Origin of the sequence: Neobacillus drentensis NBRC 102427, from assembly GCF_001591445.1 — a bacterium.
Classification (GTDB): Bacteria; Bacillota; Bacilli; order Bacillales; family Cytobacillaceae; genus Neobacillus; species Neobacillus drentensis.
Window position 1 is genome coordinate 78,248 of the sequence record NZ_BCUX01000022.1, and the last position, 24,527, is coordinate 102,774.

The 24,527-nt window shown below is 40.2% G+C and carries 20 protein-coding genes; 4 read left to right on the forward strand and 16 right to left on the reverse strand.

Annotated features, from left to right (window positions below; all coding sequences use genetic code 11):
* Positions 1 to 72: 72 nt before the first annotated feature.
* From ftsX to BDR01S_RS12565, 4 genes are all read right to left on the reverse strand, one after another.
* On the reverse strand, positions 73 to 966 hold the full coding sequence (gene ftsX, locus BDR01S_RS12550) for a permease-like cell division protein FtsX (RefSeq protein ID WP_066258856.1): 894 nt from the start codon (positions 964 to 966) through the stop codon (positions 73 to 75).
* Positions 956 to 1,642, reverse strand: a complete 687-nt coding sequence (gene ftsE / locus BDR01S_RS12555; RefSeq protein ID WP_066258858.1) for a cell division ATP-binding protein FtsE — start codon at positions 1,640 to 1,642, stop codon at positions 956 to 958. Before ftsE ends, ftsX begins: the two co-directional genes overlap by 11 nt.
* Positions 1,643 to 2,136: 494 nt before the next feature.
* On the reverse strand, positions 2,137 to 2,481 hold the full coding sequence (gene cccB / locus BDR01S_RS12560) for a cytochrome c551 (RefSeq protein WP_066258860.1): 345 nt from the start codon (positions 2,479 to 2,481) through the stop codon (positions 2,137 to 2,139).
* A 51-nt stretch (positions 2,482 to 2,532) separates the two neighbouring features.
* Positions 2,533 to 3,360 carry a YitT family protein gene (locus tag BDR01S_RS12565; RefSeq protein WP_374725404.1) on the reverse strand — a complete coding sequence of 276 codons (828 nt, stop codon included), beginning with the start codon at positions 3,358 to 3,360 and terminating at the stop codon, positions 2,533 to 2,535.
* Positions 3,361 to 3,625: 265 nt separating this feature from the next.
* On the opposite strand from BDR01S_RS12565, the gene BDR01S_RS12570 reads away from it, so the two are divergent.
* Positions 3,626 to 4,069: a hypothetical protein gene (locus tag BDR01S_RS12570; protein ID WP_066258863.1), complete on the forward strand. Its 444-nt coding sequence runs from the start codon at positions 3,626 to 3,628 to the stop codon at positions 4,067 to 4,069.
* 231 nt (positions 4,070 to 4,300) lie between these two features.
* Here BDR01S_RS12570 and prfB read toward each other — a convergent pair.
* Positions 4,301 to 5,402 (reverse strand): peptide chain release factor 2 gene (gene prfB / locus BDR01S_RS12575; protein WP_157406160.1). Its coding sequence is split into 2 segments (ribosomal slippage): positions 4,301 to 5,329 and positions 5,331 to 5,402, totalling 1,101 coding nucleotides; the frame shifts between segments, so codons are not numbered across the junction.
* Positions 5,403 to 5,744: 342 nt separating this feature from the next.
* On the opposite strand from prfB, the gene BDR01S_RS24890 reads away from it, so the two are divergent.
* Complete coding sequence (locus tag BDR01S_RS24890) at positions 5,745 to 7,703, forward strand: SEC-C metal-binding domain-containing protein (protein ID WP_169801437.1); 1,959 nt, start codon at positions 5,745 to 5,747, stop codon at positions 7,701 to 7,703.
* Positions 7,704 to 7,744: 41 nt separating this feature from the next.
* Here BDR01S_RS24890 and BDR01S_RS12585 read toward each other — a convergent pair whose 3' ends face one another.
* Together BDR01S_RS12585 and BDR01S_RS26270 are read right to left on the reverse strand one after the other, a co-directional pair.
* A complete protein-coding gene (locus BDR01S_RS12585; RefSeq protein WP_066258869.1) occupies positions 7,745 to 9,676 on the reverse strand; it encodes a cytochrome c3 family protein in 1,932 nt (643 codons plus the stop codon).
* Positions 9,677 to 9,905: 229 nt separating this feature from the next.
* A complete protein-coding gene (locus tag BDR01S_RS26270; RefSeq protein WP_235846554.1) occupies positions 9,906 to 10,586 on the reverse strand; it encodes a cytochrome c3 family protein in 681 nt (226 codons plus the stop codon).
* Between the two features lie 142 nt (positions 10,587 to 10,728).
* Here BDR01S_RS26270 and BDR01S_RS26275 point away from each other — a divergent pair, with 142 nt between their 5' ends.
* Positions 10,729 to 10,992 (forward strand): hypothetical protein, encoded by a 264-nt coding sequence (locus BDR01S_RS26275; RefSeq protein WP_235846555.1) that lies wholly within the window; start codon positions 10,729 to 10,731, stop codon positions 10,990 to 10,992.
* Between the two features lie 125 nt (positions 10,993 to 11,117).
* On the opposite strand, the gene BDR01S_RS12595 is transcribed toward BDR01S_RS26275, so the two are convergent.
* The 5 genes from BDR01S_RS12595 to BDR01S_RS12615 all read right to left on the reverse strand — a co-directional run bounded on the left by BDR01S_RS12595 (position 11,118) and on the right by BDR01S_RS12615 (position 16,773).
* The gene (locus BDR01S_RS12595; RefSeq protein ID WP_066258875.1) at positions 11,118 to 12,227 is read right to left on the reverse strand and encodes a cytochrome c3 family protein; all 1,110 of its coding nucleotides are present in this window, start codon (positions 12,225 to 12,227) and stop codon (positions 11,118 to 11,120) included.
* Positions 12,228 to 12,384: 157 nt separating this feature from the next.
* Complete coding sequence (locus BDR01S_RS12600) at positions 12,385 to 13,350, reverse strand: 6-bladed beta-propeller (RefSeq protein WP_066258876.1); 966 nt, start codon at positions 13,348 to 13,350, stop codon at positions 12,385 to 12,387.
* Between the two features lie 19 nt (positions 13,351 to 13,369).
* Positions 13,370 to 14,074, reverse strand: a complete 705-nt coding sequence (locus BDR01S_RS12605) for a tetratricopeptide repeat protein (protein ID WP_066258879.1) — start codon at positions 14,072 to 14,074, stop codon at positions 13,370 to 13,372.
* A 142-nt stretch (positions 14,075 to 14,216) separates the two neighbouring features.
* Positions 14,217 to 15,374 (reverse strand): cytochrome c3 family protein, encoded by a 1,158-nt coding sequence (locus BDR01S_RS12610; protein WP_066258881.1) that lies wholly within the window; start codon positions 15,372 to 15,374, stop codon positions 14,217 to 14,219.
* A gap of 28 nt (positions 15,375 to 15,402) precedes the next feature.
* The gene (locus tag BDR01S_RS12615; RefSeq protein ID WP_066258883.1) at positions 15,403 to 16,773 is read right to left on the reverse strand and encodes a cytochrome c3 family protein; all 1,371 of its coding nucleotides are present in this window, start codon (positions 16,771 to 16,773) and stop codon (positions 15,403 to 15,405) included.
* A gap of 539 nt (positions 16,774 to 17,312) precedes the next feature.
* Between BDR01S_RS12615 and secA the strand changes: the two genes are divergently transcribed.
* Positions 17,313 to 19,826, forward strand: a complete 2,514-nt coding sequence (gene secA, locus BDR01S_RS12620; RefSeq protein WP_066258885.1) for a preprotein translocase subunit SecA — start codon at positions 17,313 to 17,315, stop codon at positions 19,824 to 19,826.
* 384 nt (positions 19,827 to 20,210) lie between these two features.
* On the opposite strand, the gene hpf is transcribed toward secA, so the two are convergent.
* The 4 genes from hpf to BDR01S_RS12640 all read right to left on the reverse strand — a co-directional run bounded on the left by hpf (position 20,211) and on the right by BDR01S_RS12640 (position 24,225).
* Positions 20,211 to 20,759 carry a ribosome hibernation-promoting factor, HPF/YfiA family gene (gene hpf / locus BDR01S_RS12625; protein WP_066258887.1) on the reverse strand — a complete coding sequence of 183 codons (549 nt, stop codon included), beginning with the start codon at positions 20,757 to 20,759 and terminating at the stop codon, positions 20,211 to 20,213.
* A 254-nt stretch (positions 20,760 to 21,013) separates the two neighbouring features.
* Positions 21,014 to 21,718, reverse strand: coding sequence for a ComFC family protein (locus BDR01S_RS12630; protein ID WP_066260386.1), 705 nt, complete (start codon positions 21,716 to 21,718; stop codon positions 21,014 to 21,016).
* 27 nt (positions 21,719 to 21,745) lie between these two features.
* The gene (locus BDR01S_RS12635; protein WP_066258889.1) at positions 21,746 to 23,242 is read right to left on the reverse strand and encodes an ATP-dependent helicase ComFA; all 1,497 of its coding nucleotides are present in this window, start codon (positions 23,240 to 23,242) and stop codon (positions 21,746 to 21,748) included.
* Positions 23,212 to 24,225 carry a nuclease-related domain-containing protein gene (locus BDR01S_RS12640; RefSeq protein WP_066258891.1) on the reverse strand — a complete coding sequence of 338 codons (1,014 nt, stop codon included), beginning with the start codon at positions 24,223 to 24,225 and terminating at the stop codon, positions 23,212 to 23,214. Before BDR01S_RS12640 ends, BDR01S_RS12635 begins: the two co-directional genes overlap by 31 nt.
* Positions 24,226 to 24,527: the final 302 nt, after the last annotated feature.

A 24,527-nucleotide genomic window follows, 5' to 3' on the forward strand; every position in this document is an offset into this window, starting at 1 on the left:
TCGGTCAAAATAAAACAGGAAGGACATGACAATAGCCCTTCCTGACATTAAACGGGATCTTTCGCTTTTGGATTACACCTTTAAGAATTTTCTTACGGACATCAAGCTGCCCCAAACGCCAATTAATGCGCCCATTAAAATCAAAATGCCAGAAACCTGATAGACAAACGGATCAAACGGCAGGATTTTGATAAATGTACCTTCTAGATATGGGGTAACATAATCATAGGCACGGTAGTAGGCAATCGAAATCAGAATAATAGGCAGAATCGACCCTAGGAAACCAAGCCATAATCCTTCCAAAAAGAATGGCCAGCGAATAAACGTATTCGTTGCACCTACTAATCTCATAATCTTAATTTCTCTTCGACGTGCAATAATCGTAATTTTTATGGTATTGGAAATTAGGAAAATCGCTGTAAAGAATAATCCAATGATTAAAACAACTCCAACGTTGCGGCTTGCTTTAATAAACTTAAATAATTTTTCAACCTTGCCTTGGCCATACTTTACCTTGGCAACATAAGTAGATTTTTCAATTTGTTTCGCGACTTTCATCGTATCTGTTGGATTTTTTGTTTTAACGATAAATACATCGTTTAAGGGATTATCTTGTTCAAAGAGTTTAAAAGATTTCCCTTCCTCACCAAGACTACTAACTAAATTATCTAGCTCGTCCTTTTTTGAGGAGAAGGTAACATTTTTCACTTCAGGAATTCGTTCAATCTCACTTTTTAAGGATTGCTGATCTTGTGGTGTAGCTGCCACATCGATGTGAACGCGAATTTGGACATCATCTTCAATCGTTTGTGCGACTCTATTAAGATTCATCATAATAACAAAAAAGACACCAACTAAAATCAGGGTAACAGTTACGGCACTAACTGATGCAAACGTCATCCAGCCATTTCTGCTGATATTCTTAAAACTATCTCGAGCGTGACGGCCAATGGTTCTAATTTTCATAACCGTATTCACCTCTTTCATCATCACGTACTATTTTTCCACCTTCTATGGCAATAACACGATGCTTCATCGTATTAACAATTTCCCGGTTATGGGTTGCCATTACAATGGTGGTTCCTCTTGCATTAATTTCTTCAAAAATTCTCATAATTTCCCATGACGTTTCTGGGTCAAGATTTCCAGTCGGCTCATCCGCAATAACCACTTTAGGAGAATTGACGATCGAGCGGGCAATCGAAACACGCTGTTGCTCCCCGCCGGAAAGCTCGGTTGGCAGCATTTTTATCTTATGCTTTAAATTAACGAGTTCAAGAACTTCCATTACCCGTTTCTTTATGACCTTCGGCTGTGCCTCAATCACTTCTAGGGCAAAGGCCACATTTTCATAGACAGTTAATCTCGGAAGCAGCTTAAAGTCTTGAAAGACGACGCCAAGATTCCGTCGGAAAATTGGTACCTTTTTCATTTTTAGTTTTGCGAGGTTTACACCATTCATGGTGATGGTCCCTGAAGTTGGAACTTCCTCACGATACATCATTTTAATGAATGTCGATTTTCCGGCCCCACTTGGTCCGACGACAAAAACAAATTCGCCCTGGTTAATCCGGACGTCTATCCCATTAATAGCGGAAACCCCATTCGGGTACTTTTTATAAACATCTTGTAGTTCTATCATTTTTATCACCTTTTATTTAAAGACATAACGAACTGTGAATTCGACAATAATCTTTATTTATTTGCAAAATGGACTAGGATTACAAAAAATATGTGCATAATTTCGCATAGTCCTATTATAACATCATAAATCGCTAAAAAAAGCGGTAAATATATTACAGTTTCTTTTCAAAGAATTACATATTATGACATAGTTCGACATCGTTAGTTGTGTTTTTGGTTTTTTGGGAATGGTTTGAGGGTTGGGGTTGGGGTGTTTTGGGGGATGGGTCGGTGGGGTGGGGTCAGATTCCGCCAACTTTTTGATTTATTCCGCCAAACTGGTCTTGGATTCCGCCGAATTTCGTATTTATTCCGCCAAACCTGTCCGGGATTCCGCCAACTCCCCGATTTATTCCGCCAAACTGGTCTCAGATATCTCCGCTAGGCTGCTAAAATAGGTAAATAAAAAAACGCTCTGTTTTTATCAAACAGAACGTTTTTGAAACTATACTCTTATTTTTTAGCTGCTAGCCATTCAGCGATTGTGTTAGCATCATCGCCGGTCACTACGTTTGCAGGCATTTGACCTTTACCATTTTTAAGAATACCTAAGATGTCGTCCTTAGAGTACTTTGAGCCAACCTTTGTAAGGTTTGGTCCCATCCCACCTGTTAGATCACCGCCATGACAGCCAGAGCATTTTTGATCGAAAATCTTAGCAGCTGCATCACTGCTAGCTGTTTCCGTTCCTGTGTTCTTGGTTGTGTCCTTAGAGGTGTCCTTATTTCCGCCTCCGCAGGCAGCTAGTCCCATAACTAACGCAGTTCCCATTAACAATGTAAGCCATTTCTTTTTCACCTGATTACCCCTTTCAGAAATTAATACCATCAATGCATTATTATACCAATCCTACGCTCGTTTGAAACCCTCGCCTAACACTTCGGCCGCATCCATAACGACCACAAATGCAGTTGGGTCAAGGGCTTTAACCAATTGTTTCAATTTTGTGAACTCTGACTGATCAACAACGCACATTAGAACTGGCCGTTCATGGTCAGTAAAACCACCATATGCTGATAGTTTTGTCACACCACGGTCAATTTTATTCAAAATTCCTGCACGAACTTCTTCTTGTTTATCCGTAATAATCATCGCCATCTTTGACCGGCCGAAGCCAACCTGAATCAGGTCAATCGTTTTGCTTGTTACATAAAGGGCAATCAATGCATACAAACCCTTTTCAATATCAAACACAATCGCAGCAGCAAGCACGATTAATCCATCGATCATAACAACGCATCGGCCGAGACTAAAGCCTGTATATTTATTAATGATCTGTGCAGCAAGGTCGGTTCCGCCCGTTGATGCCCTCCCCCTAAAAACAATGCCCAGACCAAGCCCTACACCAATCCCCCCGAACAAAGCTCCGAGCAGCGCATCATTTGTCCAAGGCTCTAAATTTTTTGTTAAAAAAACAATGAATGGTAAAAAAATAGTGCCCGCAAGTGTTTTGACGCCAAATTGCTTTCCTAAAAACAGCACACCAGCAATAAACAAGGGGATATTAAAGGCCCACTGCACATAAGCCGGTTCCCAGCCCAACACCGTTTTTGTAATCGTACTGATACCGCTGACTCCTCCTGAAGCCACTTGATTTGGCAGTAAAAACACGTTAAACGTCAGACCAATAATCGCCGCACCAATCAGTACAAGTAGATAATCTATCGCGATTCTCATTTTAGGATAGGATTGTGTAAGATTACTTAATATATTCATAAAAGCCATTCTCCTCAACATTCATTCTTCTAACCGAAAGTGAGTATAGCATGGGCAAATTTTGGTGTAAATGGCAGTAAATTGACGTGTTAAAGGGTTAAAATTTTTATTAGCTATTGTTAATAACGGGATCTTCATAAGGAATTTTCTTATTTGGATGTTATCATTATTTTGCTAAAAAATTATCAATAAATGTTATAATATGTTGAATAGGGAGGTGAGCAATATGGAGCAGTTGTTAAGACAAATGATGGATCAAATGAATCAACAGTTTGATCAAATGAATCAACAGTTTGATCAAATGAATCAACAGTTTGATCAAATGAATCAGCAGTTTGATAAAATTGATCAGCAGTTTGATAAAATTGATCAGCGCTTTACTGCAATTGACAAGCGGTTTGATGCCGTGGAAGACCGATTTGATAAAATTGAAACACGACTTAATAATATGGATCAGCGATTTGATAAAATTGAAACTCGACTTAATAATATGGATCAGCGGTTTGATAAAATTGAAACTCGACTTAATAATATGGATCAGCGGTTTGATAAAATTGACCTTCGACTCGATTCCATGGATGAACAATTCATTGGTGTAAACCAACGCCTAGATAATATCGATGCAAGTATTCACTCACTCGAAGAAACGGTTAAAAATAATGCAACATAATTTAGAAGTTATTTCAGACACATCGATAACAAATTAGAACATCATGATAAAACGTTCGAAATGCTCTCTGCAGAAGTGTAGCTCCGAATTTTTGATAAATCTTCTCAACCCCAAAGTTACGATCACACAATCCCACCATGATCGGCAAAAAAAATCCCAATAGAAAAGCCTTTGCCGAAAAGGTCGACAAAGGCTTTAAACAACTATTTTATTTTTTCAAAAATGTCACGGTTAGGAAATCCTTGACCTTAGATAAGCATCAATAAACTGATCCAAATCGCCGTCCATTACCGCTTGAACATTGCCGCTTTCTGCACTGGTCCTGTGGTCTTTTACCATCGAATAGGGATGGAAGACGTACGAACGGATTTGACTGCCCCAGCCAATTTCTTTTTGTTCGCCGCGAATTTCCAGTAGCTCTTGTTCTTTCCGTTCAATTTCCAGTTGATACAGCTTGGATTTTAGCATTTTCAGCGCTGCCTCGCGGTTTTTAATTTGCGAACGTTCCGCTTGGCATGTGACCACCACGCCGGTTGGGAGGTGGGTAATCCGGATGGCTGAATCGGTGGTGTTAATATGCTGCCCGCCCGCACCGGTCGCACGGTAGGTATCAATTTTTAAATCCTCTGTCCGAACTTCTATTTGAATGTCATCATTGAGTTCAGGTATGACTTCACAGGAAACAAACGAAGTATGGCGGCGGCCTGAGGAATCAAAGGGAGAAATCCTGACCAAGCGGTGCACCCCTTTTTCGGCCTTCAGGTAACCATAGGCATTATGCCCTTTGATTGCAAGCGTCACACTCTTAATCCCTGCTTCATCACCAGGCAGATAATCGAGCGTTTCGACCTTAAAGCCCTTTTTCTCAGCCCAGCGAGTATACATCCGCAAAAGCATCGAGCCCCAGTCCTGTGATTCCGTTCCGCCGGCACCTGGGTGAAGCTCCAAAATTGCATTATTTTTGTCGTACTCCTCACTCAAGAGAAGCTGCAGCTCATATTGGCTCAAGCGCCCTGTTAACTGTTGAAGCTCTTCCTCCAGCTCCGCACGCAATTCGTCGTCATTTTCTTCTTTTACAAGCTCATAGGTTAATTCCAGATTTTCAAAGCTCTCGTTCAGTTCATAAAATTCATTGACCTGATCCTTCAGGCCATTTGCTTCACTAATGACGGTCTGAGCGGCTTGCTGATCATTCCAAAAATCGGGATGCAGCATCTCATCGTCTAGTTCAGCAATTCTTGCTTCCTTATTTTCGAGGTCAAAGAGACCCCCTAAAGTCCGCTAATTTCTTAGCTGTTTTTTCAAGATCATTACGAATTTCTGCTAATTCCATTATCTTCACCTCTATAAAAATTAAAAATATGTCGTGTATTATATTTTATTCCGAAATCAATGGCCAGTTCCTTAACCATTATATCTTGATTACCTTATAAATTTCAAAGATTGGCCGAAAAAAGCACAACATATGTTCACAAAGGAAATAATTAACAGGTTTCCAATAGTATCATCCAATAGATAGTTCAAGCAAATTTCATGAGTATCTTTACATTTTTATCTGTCAAAAATGGTACTATTAACTAAGAGTAAAGTGGATGAACAACTTTTTAAAAAGTTAATTTATACATACAAGAATATTTCGAATATAAAAGATTGGTCTTAAAAGGGGATGAACGAGTTGGAGAAAATAAACCGGAATGGTCCTTGTCCATGCGGAAGTGGGAAAAAGTATAAAAAGTGCTGTGGGGCAAATGAGGCTGTATCCATCACCAATTTGATTGATAGTGAAATCGACGGCCTGCAAAAGCATATCCTTCATTTTGCTTTCTATCACTTTGGGCAAGAAATACAAGAAGATTTCGAAGACCTGGATGAAATCATTCAAATCGATTCGGATCAAGAACGGGAATTTTATGAATTTATTCATGCAATCTGGTTTATTCTTTTTGAAGGATTAGATGATGGAGAAACGATTATCGAGAAATTTATTGCTGCGGAAGCAGGGAAAATTAAACGACCTAAACTAAGAAAGATTTTACAAACATGGACGGAAGCAAGAACGATTGCGGGGAAAGTACTTGCCGTTGAAAACAATAAAATCACAGTCGCAGACGGGTTTACCTCTGAAGAATTGGAAGCAATTATTGCAAATGTCCCTATTACAGTAGAAGAGGGTTCTTTCTTCGTTGGAATCCTGGTTCCATATGAGCAAAATTATGTCTTCTTTCCCTCCCCTTTTGATTTACCTGACCTTAAACCCGAGGATGCCTTTACCTATATTGAGGCTAGCAGTTTAGAGTCAGATTACGATTCAGCACAGGAATATTTGACTGACTTCTTCTTGGAGGTCTTAAGTGAACTTCCGATGGTCGGCAATCTATTGGACATTGATGAGATGGATTGGCCAGCCCCCATCTATAAAGAAGTTGCCGATACCTTTAAGCAAACAATGGAATCACACAATGTACCAGCTCCCATTGTCGACACAGGTGTAATTCTTTGGCTGAGTTTTTGCCAGAAAAAGCAAAAGCGAATCCAAAATCCAAAACTTTATGTGGCCGCCCTCCATTATTTAGTGTCAACGATTGCACCGCTAGAAAAGACGTATACGCAAAAAGAGCTCGCCAAGCAGTATGGAGTTTCAACAGGTTCCGTTTCTTCAATATTTACGGAGTTGGAAACGGTCTTACATCAGGAAATTGCTGAGTTGATTGGAATGGTTTATGGGTTTGATGAGGAACAGGTCTCGCCGCCTTCTGAGATGGCACCTGTTATTGAGTTTCCTAGAAGAGGAGCTCCAGCAGCTGTAGAAACCCGGAATCCTGAGGTCTTGCAGGATTCAAACGTACAAACACTTACAGCTGTCGAAACACCAACTAAAAAAGTAAAGAGCTCTGATCGAAAAGTATCAAGACGGGATGAAGAACGCGCAAGAAATTTAATCTACGACGCCTATCAATCGGACGGTCAGCAGCGTTACAAGCTCGCAGAAGAAGCCGTCAAGCTGAACCCTAATTGCTCGGATGCTTACGTTATCCTTGCTGAAAAGACAAAAAGCCTTGAGGAAGCCATCCTGCTCTATGAAAAAGGTATCCAGGCGGGGATTAGAGAACTTGGCAAAGCCTTTTTCGAGGAAAACAAAGGCTATTTCTGGGGATTAATAGAAACTAGACCGTTCATGCGGGCGAAACTTCATTACGCCGAGGCCTTATCTCTGATTGGAGAAAAAACGGAAGCCATCCATCAATATGAAGAATTGCTGGAGCTAAATCCAATGGATAACCAAGGCGTGCGTTACTCGTTGTTTGTGGCCTACATCGATGCAGGCGACTATAAGAAAGCGGAAGACTTGCTCAAACAATATGAAGAGGAGTCAGCCCAAGCTTCATACAACCAGTTGCTGCTCGAGATTCTTAAAAAAGGCTTCACAGCGAAGGCCTTGAAACTGCTAAAAGAAGCAAAAAAATTAAACAAGCATGTGATAACCTACTTAACAGGCAAAAAACGCCTGCCCGCCTATCCACCAGACTATTTCGGCTTTGGCGACGAAAACGAAGCGATTGTCTATGCGGACATGCATTTGCATTTGTGGACGAGAATTGGTGGGCTAAATGAGTGGATGAAGGGTATAAAGTAACATAAAGAAACGAGCGGAGTTCATTAACCCCGCTCGTTTCTTTATTTCGTTATTTTACCAGGTGAATGGGCTGCTTCAATAAACGACTTCGATTGACCACCATGACAGGAGGAACAACTTTCGTCTTTATCTTCAAGAAGTCGATGTCCAATAATAGGTTGATCAGTGTCGTCCTTTTCTTTAAACTGCGCTGTTTTACCATACATTTTTGTAGATTGATTATGACACTTCAAGCAGAAATTTCGTTCATTCGCCACATTCCAGTCTTTACCTGTTGAGATGAATTTTTTTGAGTCATCCTTGATATTAATATTACCAAGTTCTGTTCTTAGCATATTAAGATTCTCGGAACCATGTGTTTCATGACATTCAGCGCATGGCAATTGACCATTTAATTCACTGCCGCTATCTTCAGTCGCTTTAATATTGTGGCCCGATTGGTTAATAAGTGTTGGATCTTTATAATATTTTTCAATATCTGAAACTATTTTATGACTTGTCGTATCTTCTTTGCCATTATGACAACTCAAACATAAAGAAAAGTCATCTGCATTACCATTTGCTGAACTAGCTTTATTGTACGCTTTAAAGTGACTGCCATTACTGTCTGGAGCTGAAACACTGTGCATACTGTTTGGATTTTCTTTCGTTCCAGGAGTATGCGGATTATGACAGCTCGAACAAGAAACGTTAGCATTTTTACTATGTTCATTGTTATCATTATCGATAATCTTTGGAGAACCATTCGTACCATCATGACAGGCCATACACAAATTGTTTCCTTCTGACCCATATTTTCCACCTTCAAGTGTTGGAGAATTACCTTCATGGGTGCTATGGCAGAAAGCACAAGCATTCGTTACATTGGAGAATGGACCGTGGATATAATCATTATCCCTGTCAACATTTCCTTTGTCCGCTGAAAATTGATAACTTCCATAATTTTCACTAACTGTCGTAAATTTAAGGAATCTAGGTATAATTTCTATACCTCGTTCATTCGAGAATTTTGGATTTAAATAAACATAATAGGTCTTACCAGTTTCAAGTTGTTTATCAGGTGTAAAGATAAATGTGTATGCCTTGACACCATTCGATAATTCTGTAGTTTTTATTAACTTTTCCGTTCCTGTTATATCTCCAAAAAACGTTATCAAGGGTTGAGATTCAGATAATGGTTCCTTACTGCGAATATCAATTAAAATTTTATAGTCCAATAAAACACGAGTCATATCTTCAGCAGGAAGAAAACTGCTAGGTGCTGCTTTTCCTGGCTCGTATTGATCTTCAGTACCTTTAGGAATAAGATACATTTTGGCCATATATGGTCGTTTTCCTATCTCATCAGATGGCTGAGTATTATCAGTGGCCCCCGTTGTTGTGCCGTTCTCTTCTGTAGTAGGCTGTGATGGATTCGTTGTTGTATCAGTAATTGTTGACGCTGGAGTATCATCCGTTGTTGTTCCATTACCTGCCGATGCTGGAGAATCATCCGTTGTTGTTCCATTATCTATTGTTGCTGGATTATCATCCGCTTGCACCGTACTAGCCTCTATACTAAAGGACCGCTCTACCTTAGAACTTACCCCCTCCTCATCAGTAACTACAAAAGTTAGGGTATGAACTCCTTCATTAAAATCTTTTGAAAAAGAGAAATCCGCATATTGATTCTGTGGTTTAATTGTAAGTATTCCTTCGCCAGTAATATCAACAGGCTGTTGAGCATCCACCTGTTCAAAAACCTTGACTGAGAGTTTATCAGCAGTAGTTAGATCATCCGAAATGTTTCCTTTAATTTCAACCGTTGGAGTATTAAACTCTGCACCAGCATTCGGGGTAAGTATCTGAATTTCAGGAACAGCCGATGCTGATACAACTATGTTATCAGGAGAACTAAAAAGGAGGGAACTAAGAACAACGCTCCAAATAACAAAGTATGAGATTAGCTTTCGTTTGTAGTTCTTCCTTTTCATGCTATTCATCCTTTACTTTTTGCAAATTAGGTATAGATCTCATAATTTATTATATCAACTGAATTAACATTATTTTTCATAGTTAAGTAAACTTTTTTGACAATTTAGTAACACCATAGTTTCATAAAACAAGGCAGTAATAACTACTATTACCGCCTTGTTTATTTAGATATTAGGGTAAACTCTATTTAATTGGTCACTAATAGTGAAACTATTCGGTTTACCTATTTTATCTAGTTGGTTTTCCAGAGTAGTTTCCACCTTCTACAATAGGTGTGTCCAGCTTATGCGTAGATTGGTGACATGCCCAACATACAGCCATGTTAGTGTATTTCTTGAGAGCTGAACCACCAGCACTAATATCCTTCATATAATCTGTTGCAATTGCTTGTGTCCAGCCTTTGCCGCCTTGGGCAACTGGCTTCATGTAATCAGCAATTGTTTTACCAGCAGTATCTTTTAGAAGTGTAATATCTGTTCCGTGAGCATAGTGACAGCTTGCACAGTTACGGCCAGACTTATAGCTGTTAGTTGTATGTGAGTAATGCCCATCAACACGTTGTGAGCCGCTTGATTTTAAGTAATCTTCGTGACATGTTGAACAGAAATTAGAATAGACACGTTGTGGAACATCTGGTAGGTCTGAGTTTACAAATACAGGACCTTTAGATTGATAAATTTTTAATCCAGTAGGACCAGTACTTGCATTAAAGTCTTTATAAGCAGGGTCTTCAACTAATTCGAGATCAATCGCTGCCGTAGAATATGTCTTACCGTTAACAGTTGTATTTAATAGACGATCGTTTACAGATCCGTGTGGATTATGACAGCTTGAACACTGTAATTCTCCTTCGGTTGGTGTTAGGGCACCTGGTGCTGAACTAATTTTTACTGTACCTACATTGTGCATAGAAGAACTGTTGTGTGTGCTATTGAAAACACCAGCTCCAGAATTTTTCTCTACATTATAAAAGCCCAATGTACCATCATGACAAGTTAAACATAAATCAGATTCAGTTTTTTCAAATTTCAATAATGTTGCACTGTCCCCATTGTGGGTACTGTGGCAGTTAGCACAAGAGTTTGTGTTGTTCTGGAAATTACCGTGCGTTCTGTGTGTTGCTACGTTACCATTGTTATCGATTGTGCCGACATTAATGCCTGGTGCTGGGTTGTTTGGCGTAGGAACAAATGGTTCCTCAGCAGAGGCAAGGGCAGCAAACATGCTTAACATGATAAGTGCAAATAAGGCAGAAAAGCCTATTTTAATCTTACTCATTTTTAAAAACCTCCCAAATTTCTCTCTTTCTCTCTAAGAGTTTTCTCTCTTTTTCTCTTTGAAATAATATTGATAGAAAACAAGGTAGTAAAATATATTACTACCTTGTTTCCATTTCTACTTTTAAAGACCTAACAAATAGTAGGGCTATTTGTTGGCTTTTTATCTAATGTTAGCTTTTTCATTGAATGTAGGGATATTTTTGTTATATCTTGAACTCCATACATAGTTCCACAATTCACCAGTACCAGCGTTTGGATCTCCAACCTGGTCAGGCATCGGAGTATCAAGTGGATGGCTTGATGTGTGACAAGTCCAACATACAGACATGTTAGTGTATTTCTTATTGTGAGAACCGCCAGCACTTACGTCTTTCATGTATGCATTAGCTGTAGCTTCAGTCCAGCCTTTGCCGCCTTCTGCAACTGGCTTAATATAATCTGCAACTGTTTTACCAGCAGCATCTTTTAGAAGCGTAATGTCAGTTCCGTGAGCATAGTGACAGCTTGCACAGTTTCTACCTTGTGAATTGCTGTTTGTTGTATGTGAGTAGTGACCAAGAGCAGTTTTCTTTCCGCTGCTTGTATCATAAGTATCATGACATGTAGAACAGAAATTAGCATAGTTTGTTTTGTCAGCATTATCTTTAGGGCCAACTGATTTGTAAATCTTTAATCCAGAGTTTGTAGAGCTGTTATTGATAGCTGCAAAATCAGGATCCTCAGTTAATGCAAGTTTGATCGGTGTTGTAGAATAAGATACTCCAGCAACAGTATTGTTTAGTAAACGATCGTTAGTCGATCCGTGTGGATTGTGACAGCTAGAGCATTGTAATTCCTCTGTACTTTTATTGTCCAAAGCACCAGGAGCTGCACCGATTTCTACTGTACCCACATTGTGCATAGAAGCACTTTCATGTGTTGTATTGAATGTACCTGCACCTGCACCTTGGCCTTTTACGTTATAGAAGCCTAAAGTACCATCATGACATGATAAGCAAAGATCAGATTCAGTTTTTTCAAACTTTAATAATGTTGCACTGTCTCCATTATGGGTGCTGTGACAGTTTGCACAAGAATTTGTGTTATTTTGGAAGTTACCATGTGTTCTGTGTTGGTTCACTTGGCCATTGTTATCAATGGTTCCAACATTGATTCCTGGTGCTGGATTGCCTGGTGTTGGAGTAAAATCTGCAGCCGAAGCAAGGGCAGCAAACATGCTTAACATAATAAGCGTTAACAATGCTGTAAAGCTAATTTTAATCTTGCTCATTTCTAAAAACCTCCCAAATTTCTTCTCTCTTTTTTCTCTCTAGTATTCTTTTGACTTCTAAAGCGATAGCTCCATCTTTTCTTCGCATCACCACCCTTAAAGAAGATTCAAGAACTGCACGTTATCTACTAATCTCACCCTTATAAGAAGAAACAAATTAGTAGAACACGGATACTCTTTGATTGATTGTATCTGTTACAAATATGGCATCTCGGTCATCAATATATAGTCCATTCGGGAGATAAAGCTTACCATTATCAGTTCCCATTCCACCTAATACCCTGACTTCATTTCCATCTTTGTCATAAGCATAAATGTTATGAGAAAGGTTGCTTACAACATAAACGGTACCATTAGAATCAATAGCAACTCCTCGTGGATTTACAAACAGTGGTGCGCCTTTTCCATCTTTTGAACCGTTAATTACTTTCAGGAACTTACCAGCTTCATCAAAAACTTGGACCCGGTTATTTCCAGAGTCAGTGACATAAATTTGTTTATCTCGGTCGACTGCAACCGCATTAGGAGCAATAAACTTACCTTCATCCTGACCGGCACCGCCGATTTCCATTAGCTTTTTGCCTTCTAAATTAAAGACTAATAACTTGTTAGATTTAATATCTGTAACATATAGCTTCTCATCGTAAATGCGCAGACCGCCTGGTGATTGAATCGCTTTATTCTTGTCAGGGAAATATTTGATAAATTCCCCTTTTGAACTAAAGATTGAAATGTTGCCATTATACAGATCAGCTACATAGATATTTTCGGCTTGATCACCTGCGATTCCGTACGGAAATTGGAATTCGCCTTTTTTCGTTCCTTCTTTCCCGAACTTCAATACAGTATTTCCAGATTGATCAAAAACCTGTATTTGGTTATTCTTGGTGTCTGTAACATAAATATTTTCACCAATCTTTGTTACATCCATTGGCTTATCTAGCGGCGCTTCGAAACTGCCATAGATCGACAGTCTAAATTCAGGTTCGCCTCCTGCTGGGTTAGCTGCAGCCACAATTGGCTTTAGCGTTGGGGCTAGGTCAAAAAAGGTGATGCCTGAGAATAGGGCTACGGAAAGTACAACCATTGTACTCATCCATATATATACAGTTGTCTTTTTCAATTCTAGTCATCTCCTGTTATTAATTTTCCTTATCATTTGAAGCTAATCTAGTTAATGCTTCTGATGCTGGTTTATATAGAGGATCGTAACTTAATGCTTTTTTGTATAGTTCCTCAGCATCTTTAGTCTTTCCTTGGTCTTCAGCCACTCTTCCAATTTCAAAAATAATATCATTATTAACAGGCATCAATTTATCCGCTTCTTTAAGAGAGACCAAAGCTTCTTTATACATCTTAAGTTCTCGGTAAACCATTCCTTGTAGTAAATGGCCCTTATAATCTCTAGGGGCTAAGTCAACTGCTTTTTTAGACTGCTTAAGAGCATCGTCATAGCGCTTCTCTTGGTTATAGACAAGTCCTAAATTAAAATAGGCACTGACATTCTTTTTATCTAAATCAATAGCCACTAACAATTGTTTGACTGCATCTTCACTATCGCCTTTAAGGTAATAGGAGTAACCCAGGTTAACACGGTGCTCAGGTTTGTTAGGCTCTTTACTGACCAGCCCTTCATAATAGGCTACTTGTTGATCTATTCTACCTTGGCCTTCATTTGTCCAAATGTATTTGTCACTAATAAAATAACCGCCAATCAAGCTGACTAGTAACGTACCAATTATTAGTGACAATCCTTGTAGTTTAGTAAAACGATCATTCCTTTTCTTTGTTCGGGTTTCGTTGGTTTGAGCTGGCTTTTCTATAATCGGGAGATCTTGGGCCTCCATAAGTATCCTCCTCATTATTCATCAGTTATTTTCTGTAGGTATAGAGAATCTATTTTGAAACTGAAACCCACAAAAGCTCTAACTCAGAATTTTCTATAGCTTTAATACTTTTTACTAATCCAATGTTCTTGGACTAGTAAGATTAGTTTTTATGGCAGCTTGTGCAGGTTCGTTTGACATGGCAGGTATAGCATCGTTCTTCAGGTTTTTTGATATTTCCAACTGAAATAGGGTGATCTTCGCGCCATTTGTTAAGATGCTTCATCTGATGACAAGATGAACAATTAACGGTATTGTCACTTGCAGTATTCGTTCTATTTTGATCATGACAGGTATAGCATTTTTCTTCATTTTTACTAGCTTGTGCTCCATGACTGCCGATAAAGGTTTTGGTATGGCTTGTCGGGCGCGTTTTATGGCAATCTTGGCAAAAGGTATTTTCTTTTGCATACGTATGTTCATTCTTGTTTGTTGTACTGCTAGACTGGTTCAAATATTTATCCATTGTAGAAGTTTCTTCATACCCTTCAAGCTTTGCAGTGGACATATATTTATGGCAGGAATTACAGTCTTTTAAGTCTGTTTTTGCCTTGAGACCGTGTGTGTTTGTTTTAAAATCAGCTTTTTTATGGCTCTTCGGAACCATCCCCGTCGTATGGCAGGCACTGCATTCTACTGTAATCTTTCTTGAGATATGGCAATCCATACATGTTTCCATCGTTGGGCGTGTGAACTTCAAATCCGCCATCGCCGCTTTTCCAACTTTACTATCCCATTTATCATAGTCGGTTTTAAAGGTCATATTTCGATCGGCAATTTTGCCGTGGGCAACACTGCTGTGGCATTGTGTACATTTGATCTTTTTATCGGAATGCTGCTGATGGGGAATAATGATATCCCCAGATGGTGAAAATTCACGTGTTGAAATATTGTGGCATTTTTCGCATGCACTATCCGGTATTTCGGTTGGCATTCTAATGATTGCAGCCGTAGTGACTTCTTCATTTCTTAAATCCTTTATTACTCCGCCTGCTTTATCCTTCGCTATCTGTTTTAGCCCTGGATCAATATGACAATTAACACAATCGACTTCACTGTGAGTAGAAGCTTTCCACGTATAGACCTCGGGTTTCATCTCATGACAGGATGAACAAAACTTTGAGCTAGAAGTTGCTTCTAGCCCAAAAGCACCGAGTGAAAAGAAGACGATTAAAAATAGTAAAGTTAAAGTCATAAATTTAATTATCTTATAGCGATAACGAGGAGGGGCCGACAGGTCTTGTTTGTTTTCCTCATCCATAAAAGCGTCCCTCCAGATTAATAGTTAACTAGTTTTTCTTATCATCTTTAAAGCCAGTTCTGTGACAGTATTGGCAATAAACATCTGTTGGAGCTTTTACATCAGTTGAGCCAGCTTTTGGTTTTTCACGATCATGACAAACCATACATTCGGATTTCTGATCAGCAGTTTTTGCTTTGCCAGCATGAGCTGTTAACCATTGGTCACTTTCACCATGTCCTTTAGGACGATCAGCATGACATGCGCTACAGAATTTATTTGTACGTGCTTGTTCTTTTACGAGTGTTACGTTTGGAGTGTATTTAACTTTTTGATTGCCCATTTTAAGAAGGGACATGATATCTTCTTTCGGAATTTCTCTAACCCACTTAGAATCTTGGTGACAGTTCACGCACTTATCTAGTTGTTGAACCGCGGTGCCGCCATGATTACTGCTCCAATTAACAGTTTTGTGTGTTTTTGGAATTTCCGTTTGTTTGTGGCAGGTTTTACATTCCATTGAAATCTTAACGTCTTTCTTTTGTTTACCAATTGCTTGTAAAATGATTTCTTGTGTTTTTTGATCATGTTCGACAGCAACTGCTTCAGCTGCTTTCCCTTCATGAGTTGCTTCTTTTGTTGTTTCTTTTGATTTTTCTTCCAATTTTTTCTCAAGTTCTTCCGGATTTGGAGGAACGTTGTAGGCTGCTTCTTTCCAAGGTTTTTCACCATTATTTACTTTGTCATGGCAGTCAATGCATGAACCCATATTAGGTCTCAAGTATTTCTTTTCCATTAATTTTTGGGCGGATTCTTTTGTCCATTTGCCGCGAACTTCTTCAACGTTGATTCCGCGAGTTGCCATCTTCGCGTGGACAACACCGGCGTGACAGGTAATACAAGGAATCTCTTTTTCGATATGGCCTTTATGGTTAACCTTTAAGTCCCCAGAGGCGGTAACTAGTCGGTTCTTCGAGTGACATTGCAGACAGTTTTCGTTTGAAACGGCTTCTTCTTCGGTTTGAACGATTTGTTCAGGAACACCCGTTACGTGATAGTACACTTCTTTAACTGATTTCATTTTGTGGGTAATCATGTTGTTGAAACCAGGCTTGATGTGACACTGGACACATGATATCTGATTATGAGCACTCGCTGTGAAAGATGAGTACTCAGGTGCCATTTCGTGACAGCTTGCACAGAATGTGGGAGAGTTTGTCATGGTAAGAACTCCATAGCCTCCACCAAAAACAACAATACAGCCAACAAGTGAAACGAATAACAATTTCCACCTGTTCACTGGATTCTTCCAGTCAATCCCTCTAAACTTTTGCCATAATCCGCGAATCAGGCCAACTTTTTTTCTATCTTCTCTACTTTCGGGATCTTTATCTTTATTTTTTTTCCCCCAAATGGCCACTTAACTCACCCTTCCCATTTTGGATTGTTTCTCTATATATTTTCCATATTAACCTCTCTAAAGGTAGTATCTAACATTGTAAGAGTATAATCCAATGTACAATTTGTGAATATTTTTTCAAGGAAATTAAGTATGACATTTCCCATTAAAACAACTTAAAAACGTTGTTATCTCAAGAGTCGTTTAACACTATTGATATGTTGTTTAATCCGTATACACTTGAATATATATACAGTGTTACTCTATCTTTATACGAAAATACTGGAATTTGAATGGAAGTCCTTCTAGTTGGGATTCATTATTAAGGCAACGTCATAGGTCTGCCATATTTGACAAAAAAACGAACATCTTTCTGAGCAAGTAGCGGCATTTAATTTGGTCAGATATATAATAGTAAATTGTACAAATCTTGCTCTCCGCTAACATTGTTGTCACTGTATGGAGGAAATGGTAAGATAAGAAAGGTATTTAATGAAATTTTTGACTATGATTTTTTAAAAAAGAGTGCATTTGTCTCTATATAAAGGAGAGTTCATCAAATGATGGGGATTTTAAATAAAGTGTTTGATCTGAACAAGCGTGAGCTGAAGCGGTTAGATAAGCTGGCCACAAAAATTGACGCACTGGCACAAGAAACCGAAAAGCTAACCGATGACCAACTGCGTGAGAAAACGGAAGAGTTTAAGGCTCGCTATCAAAACGGGGAAACACTGGATGATTTACTCGTTGAAGCGTTTGCCGTTGTCCGTGAAGGCGCTCGTCGTGTGCTTGGTTTGTATCCGTATCATGTACAGTTAATGGGGGGGATTTCTCTCCACGAAGGGAACATCTCGGAAATGAAAACGGGTGAAGGTAAAACGTTAACTGCAACCATGCCCGTTTATTTGAATGCTCTTTCCGGTAAAGGTGTCCATGTTGTTACAGTCAACGAATACTTAGCAAGCCGTGACGCCGAGGAAATGGGTCAGTTGTATCAATTCTTAGGATTAACAGTCGGTTTGAATTTAAATAGCATGGATAAAGAAGAAAAGCAGGCAGCCTATGCGGCTGATATTACCTATGGAACGAATAATGAATTTGGTTTCGATTATTTACGCGATAACATGGTCCTCTATAAGGAACAAAAGGTTCAGCGCCCACTTTTCTTTGGCGTAATTGACGAGGTTGACTCGATTTTAATTGACGAAGCCCGTACACCTTTAATTATTTCAGGTTCAGCGGCAAAGTCGGCTGTCCTTTATATTCAAGCGAATGGTTTCGTTCGTATGCTTGCAAAAGATACAGATTATACCTACGATGAAAAAACAAAGGGCGTGATGCTGACAGAAGAAGGGATCAGTAAAGCGGAAAAGGCTTTCGGGATTGATAACCTTTTTGACATGTCACATGTTACCTTAAACCATCATATCAACCAGGCATTAAAAGCCAATGTCAGCATGCACCTCGATGTCGATTATGTCGTTCAAGACGGTGAAATTGTTATCGTTGACCAGTTCACAGGCCGTTTGATGAAGGGGCGCCGCTACAGTGAAGGCTTGCACCAAGCAATCGAGGCAAAAGAAGGTCTCGAGGTTCAAAACGAAAGCATGACGATGGCAACGATTACGTTCCAAAACTATTTCCGGATGTATGAAAAATTAGCCGGTATGACTGGTACGGCGAAAACGGAAGAGGAAGAATTCCGCAACATTTATAATATGAATGTTATCGTGATTCCTACCAATCGCCCGATCGTCCGTGATGACCGAGCTGATTTAATCTACTCTTCCATGGACGGCAAGTTCCGTGCAGTGGTTGAGGATATCGCTGAGCGTAACCAAAAAGGACAGCCCGTACTTGTTGGTACGGTTGCGATTGAAACGTCTGAGCTCATTTCCAAATATTTATTGAAAAAAGGTATTCGTCACAATGTCTTGAATGCAAAAAACCATGAACGTGAAGCAGAGATTATTGCTGAAGCAGGTCATCAGGGTTCGGTCACGATTGCGACAAACATGGCCGGTCGTGGTACCGACATTAAGCTTGGCGAGGGTGTCATTGATTTGGGCGGACTTGCTGTTATTGGTACTGAGCGTCACGAAAGCCGGCGGATTGATAACCAGCTCCGTGGACGTTCTGGACGTCAAGGGGACCCAGGTATTACGCAGTTCTACTTATCAATGGAAGATGAACTGATGCGCCGCTTCGGTTCAGACAATATGAAATCAATGATGGAACGTCTTGGTATGGATGATAATCAGCCTATTCAGAGCAAAATGGTGTCTAGAGCGGTTGAATCGGCACAAAAACGCGTCGAGGGTAATAACTTTGATGCCCGGAAACAGCTCTTGCAATATGATGATGTTCTGCGCCAACAGCGTGAGATCATCTACACCCAGCGTGATGAAGTATTAGAATCGGAAAACCTTCGTGAAATCGTTCAGAAGATGATCATGAACTCCATAGAGCGCAACGTGAATGCCCATGCATCGCGCCATGAAGATGAGGAAGAATGGAATCTACAAGCGATTGTCGATTATGTGCATGCCACTCTTTTACATGAGGGTGACATTACAGCTGAAGATTTGAAGGACAAAGATCCAGGTGAAATTGTTGAGGCCATTTTTGCAAAGGTGAAAGAACGTTACGAGGAGAAAGAACAAATTCTCTCCCATGAGCAAATGCGTGAATTTGAAAAGGTTGTTACGCTCCGTGCGGTTGACTCCAAGTGGATTGATCACATCGATGCGATGGACCAGCTTCGTCAAGGAATCCATTTACGTGCTTACGGACAAATTGACCCGCTTCGTGAATACCAGCATGAAGGCTTTGCGATGTTTGAGGTGATGATTCATTCGATCGAGGACGAAGCGGCCATGTATATCATGAAAGCAGAAATCCGCAATAACCTTGAGCGTCAAGAAGTAGCCAAAGGCCAAGCGGTGAATCCAAAAGAAGAAGGCGAACCCGTTAAGAAAAAGCCGAAAGTAAAGCAAATTGACATCGGCCGTAACGATCCATGTATCTGCGGCAGCGGCAAAAAATATAAGAACTGCTGCGGGGCAGGGAAATAAAGTTGTTTAGTGAGAGCCAGCGATTGTGGTCGCTGGCTCTTTTTGCCGTTTTAGGTATGGATTAAGTGGATATGTAGATAAGTTGTAGGAATTGTGGATATCTTCTGAAAATCTGTAGATATCTATTCAAAATTTGTAGATATGTACCTAGTTTTGGTAGATATCCACAAGGGGATAACTTTTTTATATAAAAGGAGGCTAGAATTTATGTAGTTTTCCCTTAATAAGGTAAACATTTCTTCTGCTAACAACTTAATCGTGGAAAAATAGATGTGTGGAGGATTTAAAAAACTAGTGAGCTAATATTTTCACTTTCTTCTAAAGGTTAGCTTAGCTCAAAAACGCTGCCCCATGAAGGAGCAGCGCTCGTTTTTCTCATATTCCTTATTGTGCTTCGATTAAACCATAGCGGCCATCTCTGCGCTTATAAACAACATTAGTACGGTGTGTGTCTGCATTCGTAAATACATAGAAGCTGTGGCCCAGCATGTTCATTTGCAGGATTGCTTCTTCACTGTCCATTGGTTTTAAGTCAAAACGCTTGGTACGAACTAATTCTAATTCATCTTCGTCTAATTCATTTACTTCTGTGTTTTCAGTGGTGGTAAATGTAACAGGAAAATCGCCTTTTTCACGGAATTTACGGTTAACCTTTGTTTTGTGTTTGCGTATTTGGCGCTCTAGTTTATCAGTAATCAAGTCAATCCCAGCATACATATCAACATTTGTTTCTTCTGCACGAAGGACAAGTTGCGGAAGCGGGATAGTCACTTCTACTTTAGAAGTTTTATCTTGATTGAATCTTAGATTCACATTTACCTTTGCATCAGGTGCTTCTGTAAAATAGCGTTCCAATTTTGCGATTTTCTTCTCTACATACTCTCTAATTGCTGGAGTAACCTCGATGTTTTCACCACGAACGTTATATTTCATTAGTGGACTCCTCCTTTAGTTAAGGCTATGTAATAACATTTCTATTTTACCCTATGAATCTCCTGCTAAATCAGAACAAAAATTTTGTCGATTTATTGACAAAAACAAAGGGGATATAGTGACAATGTTCTGCCCTGCCTTTGACACCATAAGGTAATTTTTACTAAAATGAATAGATATTCAATTTCATTGTAATCTTTAGGGAGACAACTTGCCAGTAAAAAGCCCTCAGAATAGGTTAAATCCTAGAAGTGCTATCGGGCAAGTGTCAGCGATTGAACACTGGCTGCACCGGCCTCCTTTAATAGTTTTGCTGCATGCCGTAGTGTTGAGCCGGTTGTGTAGATATCATCAACCAGAACGACTTTCTTTCCTGCTAGCTGAATATCAGGAAGGAACTGAAATACTTGCGGAAGGTGAATCCGTTCTGACCTTGATTTCTTCGATTGCTTTTCTGAATGAATTCGGCTGAGGAGATGATTGGGTTGATAGCCTGCTTCTAATAGGATGGCGGAAGCTTGATTAAAGCCACGTTCATAAAGCCGTTCTTTGCTTAACGGAATGGGTACAAATATGTCGGGAGTGATTTCGGTCAGCCTCTTTTTAAGAAATTCCGAAAATATCTTCGCTAGTACATAATCACCTCGAAATTTAAACTTAGCAATGATTTCTTTTAAAAAATCATTGTAGAGGAATAGGGAATAGTTTCTCTCAAGGTATCCGTGCCATTCTGGGTCTTCCTCCCAACGAAAACAATCATGGCACAAATCACCTCTGCGAAATTTCTCGTCTATGTTTTGAAACGGCCGGCTGCATATACGACATTGCTCACCTTCGATCCTTTCTAGCTTTCCTTCGCATGTCTGGCAAATAAGCTGTTCTTTTTCTACGGAGAATATAGCTCGCCAGCCAATGTTAGGGAGGATGAACTCATAACAGTTTAAACAGCGATTTTGCATAGAGAAATCCATTATTAAAGCTCCTCTCTACTTTTTATCATCGAGCAAGCCCCTTTTGATCCCTTCCCGGTTCATCAAGACAATTTGCTTTCTTGCCTTTACCATCTCTTCGGTTTTTCCATAATGAAAATAGGTCACAACGCCGTCAGGATGATCCTTGCTCCGTCCAGCTCTTCCGGCAATTTGGACGAGGGCACTTTCTGTAAAAATGGCATCCTCAGCCCCAACCACAGCCACATCGATATTAGGAAAAGTTACTCCTCGTTCGAGAATGGTCGTCGTTAACAGTAGCGGGATCCCTTTCGAACGCATTTGTTGCACCTTTTCTTTGCGGTTAGGGTCTTCGGCGTGGACAGATTCTATCGTTGGGTCCAATTGACGCAGAATAGGAAGAGCTTTTTCCATTAATGGGATATGTGGAAAAAAGACTAAGGCTTGTTTGTTCGATTGGATCCGCGCCGTTATCCAGCGGAGGACATTTGGCGGGAGTTTACTTTTTTGCAGCTGTTTTTGCCAGTTTCCACACCATTCAAATTTGGGAACTGGGAGTGGATGGCGATGGAAACGAGCCGGGATGGTTGTAAACGCTCGTTTCCCTGTCCAGCATTCCCTTTGCCACTTTTGATTGGGTGTCGCCGTCAGGTAAATCATGGCGGAGTTCGGCTTTCGCGCTTGGACGGCTGCATACTGGAGGGATTCCTCGACTGTATAGGGAAATGCATCAACCTCATCTAAAATAATCGCATCAAAGGCATGGTAGAAGCGAAGCAGCTGGTGGGTGGTTGCAATCGTGAGCGGGGCATACAGATGTCTGTCCTCACTTCCGCCGTAAAGGGAAGCGACCTTTATTTCCGGGAAGGCAGCTTTTAGCCTAGGGGTGAGTTCTAAGACAACATCCGTTCTTGGAGTGGCGATACAGATTCTTTTTTTAGCAGCGAGTGCGGCTTCAATTCCAGCGAACAAGACCTCCGTTTTCCCTGCCCCGCACACAGCCCAAACTAAGTGTTCTTGATTCTGTTGAATGGCTGTTGTCACGTGGTCAGACGCTACCTGCTGCCCTTCGGAAAGCGTCCCCTGCCATTGTTTGATTTTTGATGGAAGAATGGTGTCAGGCACCGGGCCATTCCAACCGATGAGTGGTGTACATTCACTGATTCGCCCCATCATGATGCACCGGCGGCAATAGAGACAGGTTTCGCCGCAACGGGAGCATGGGTAGGACGCAAAATGGTGTGGATCCTTATTTCCGCACCGGGTGCAAACGGGCTTTTTCCCTTCGTAGTGGATTCCTTTGCGGTAGGTGATATAGCCATTTTCGTAATGGGATTGTACTTCTTGGAAAGCAATTGGGATATCTTCTAAGAGAAGTTGTTTGCCTGTGAGAAGGAGCTGAAGATCATTGTTGTATGGGAAATTCGGGTTTTGTGGCGGCTGCGGGATGCTTGGAATGTCTGAGATTGGGAGTGAGTTTCCGTCTGTGTTGCTACCGGGAATTAAGACATTGTTTTTAATGACAAAACGCATGAGGGCACCTTCTCCGGGTTTAGATAATAGAGACGATTTTTTGTATTCCCTGTTGTTTGCAGGTTTAATCTGTGAACAACTTTTTGAGTGGTATCCGCGGTTGGAAGAAGTAAAAAATTCCTTAATTCTAGATTGGTAACTGTTGGTTTGTAAAGGTAGAAATAGTGATTGAGGGTTATTAGGATGGCATCTTTTGAGATTGTTAAGCAGGCGGGGCAGTTCCAATTCCCTCTTTTGTAATTCATCGGGATATAGTTACAATTTTCATTTGGGCAGCAAACACCGTTCCGGATATCTTTTTCGGTAAGAGTGTATTCTTTTAAGATATTGATTGGTTTCGGGCTGTGTTGACTTACGAGCAGGTTACCAATTTTGGTCAATGTCTCGGTATTTATTTTTTCTTGAAAGTAGTGTTGTTCGACTGCTTCAATTTTATTAAACACATCTCTTCCCTTACATATTTTGGTCAAGTCGGTTTTATCTCCGGAATTGGTTTTCAAGATCGTACTGGTGCTTTTGAAAAAAATAAGGGTATCTACTGGGAGCACATTGCAGTGGTTTTTAATCAGCCAGTTGCGCATGAGGGATTGGAGTCGTTGGCATTGAACGCGCGGGTCCTCAAAAGATTCCTCTGTTCCGTCGTCATGGTTTCGAATAAGTTGCTTAAAGGTATTATCGAATGTCAGTGTACCAGCGATGTTTTTGGCCTCGATGATTAGAATGTAACTTAGCGAAAGGAGAAGTGTGTCGATTTGGAAATGAATACCGTTGAATTGAAGTTGGAGGTCGTGGAAGATGAGGTACTTCTCTTTTGGCAGCTCTTTTACGTAATTAGCTAATGCCATTTCACCCCGGTACCCTGCCCAGCGTTTGGCGAGGTCTTTTTCTATTTCTTTATATTTGCTATGGCCGATGATTAGTCTTGTTTTTAGGATTTGGGTTAGGAATAGTCTTTGGGGAGGGGTTAATTTTTTCATAATCATTTTATTTATCACTCCTTATACTTTTTGGGGAAATTTCTACAAGGTTTGTAAAAATCCCTGCTTATTTGTCGAAGTTTATTATATTTTTTGTGGATATGTGACGATTTGTTGTCTTTACTATCGTTGCAAGTTTGGGGATTCGGTTGAGTCGGGGAGAGAGATTTGCAGAATTGGGGAGGGCTTCCGCTTAGTTGGGGCGGAATTCCGCCAACTATTGGAGTTATTCCGCCAAACTGCGTATGGATTCCGCCAACTTGGGCCGGGATTCCGCCAACTATTGGAGTTATTCCGCCAAACTGCGT

What these genes read in the sequence shown, in the direction of transcription:
- BDR01S_RS12565 (WP_374725404.1), bottom strand. Translation starts at nt 3,360, where the DNA reads ATGAGAATCGCGATAGATTATCTACTTGTACTGATTGGTGCGGCGATT.
- BDR01S_RS12595 (WP_066258875.1), bottom strand. Translation starts at nt 12,227, where the DNA reads ATGAGCAAGATTAAAATTAGCTTTACAGCATTGTTAACGCTTATTATG.
- BDR01S_RS12605 (WP_066258879.1), bottom strand. Translation starts at nt 14,074, where the DNA reads ATGGAGGCCCAAGATCTCCCGATTATAGAAAAGCCAGCTCAAACCAAC.
- BDR01S_RS12585 (WP_066258869.1), bottom strand. Translation starts at nt 9,676, where the DNA reads ATGAAAAGGAAGAACTACAAACGAAAGCTAATCTCATACTTTGTTATT.
- secA (WP_066258885.1), top strand. Translation starts at nt 17,313, where the DNA reads ATGATGGGGATTTTAAATAAAGTGTTTGATCTGAACAAGCGTGAGCTG.
- hpf (WP_066258887.1), bottom strand. Translation starts at nt 20,759, where the DNA reads ATGAAATATAACGTTCGTGGTGAAAACATCGAGGTTACTCCAGCAATT.
- BDR01S_RS12570 (WP_066258863.1), top strand. Translation starts at nt 3,626, where the DNA reads ATGGAGCAGTTGTTAAGACAAATGATGGATCAAATGAATCAACAGTTT.
- BDR01S_RS12630 (WP_066260386.1), bottom strand. Translation starts at nt 21,718, where the DNA reads ATGCAAAATCGCTGTTTAAACTGTTATGAGTTCATCCTCCCTAACATT.
- BDR01S_RS12640 (WP_066258891.1), bottom strand. Translation starts at nt 24,225, where the DNA reads ATGATTATGAAAAAATTAACCCCTCCCCAAAGACTATTCCTAACCCAA.
- BDR01S_RS26270 (WP_235846554.1), bottom strand. Translation starts at nt 10,586, where the DNA reads ATGCACAATGTAGGTACAGTAAAAATTAGTTCAGCACCAGGTGCCCTA.
- BDR01S_RS12635 (WP_066258889.1), bottom strand. Translation starts at nt 23,242, where the DNA reads ATGCGTTTTGTCATTAAAAACAATGTCTTAATTCCCGGTAGCAACACA.
- BDR01S_RS12610 (WP_066258881.1), bottom strand. Translation starts at nt 15,374, where the DNA reads ATGGATGAGGAAAACAAACAAGACCTGTCGGCCCCTCCTCGTTATCGC.
- ftsE (WP_066258858.1), bottom strand. Translation starts at nt 1,642, where the DNA reads ATGATAGAACTACAAGATGTTTATAAAAAGTACCCGAATGGGGTTTCC.
- ftsX (WP_066258856.1), bottom strand. Translation starts at nt 966, where the DNA reads ATGAAAATTAGAACCATTGGCCGTCACGCTCGAGATAGTTTTAAGAAT.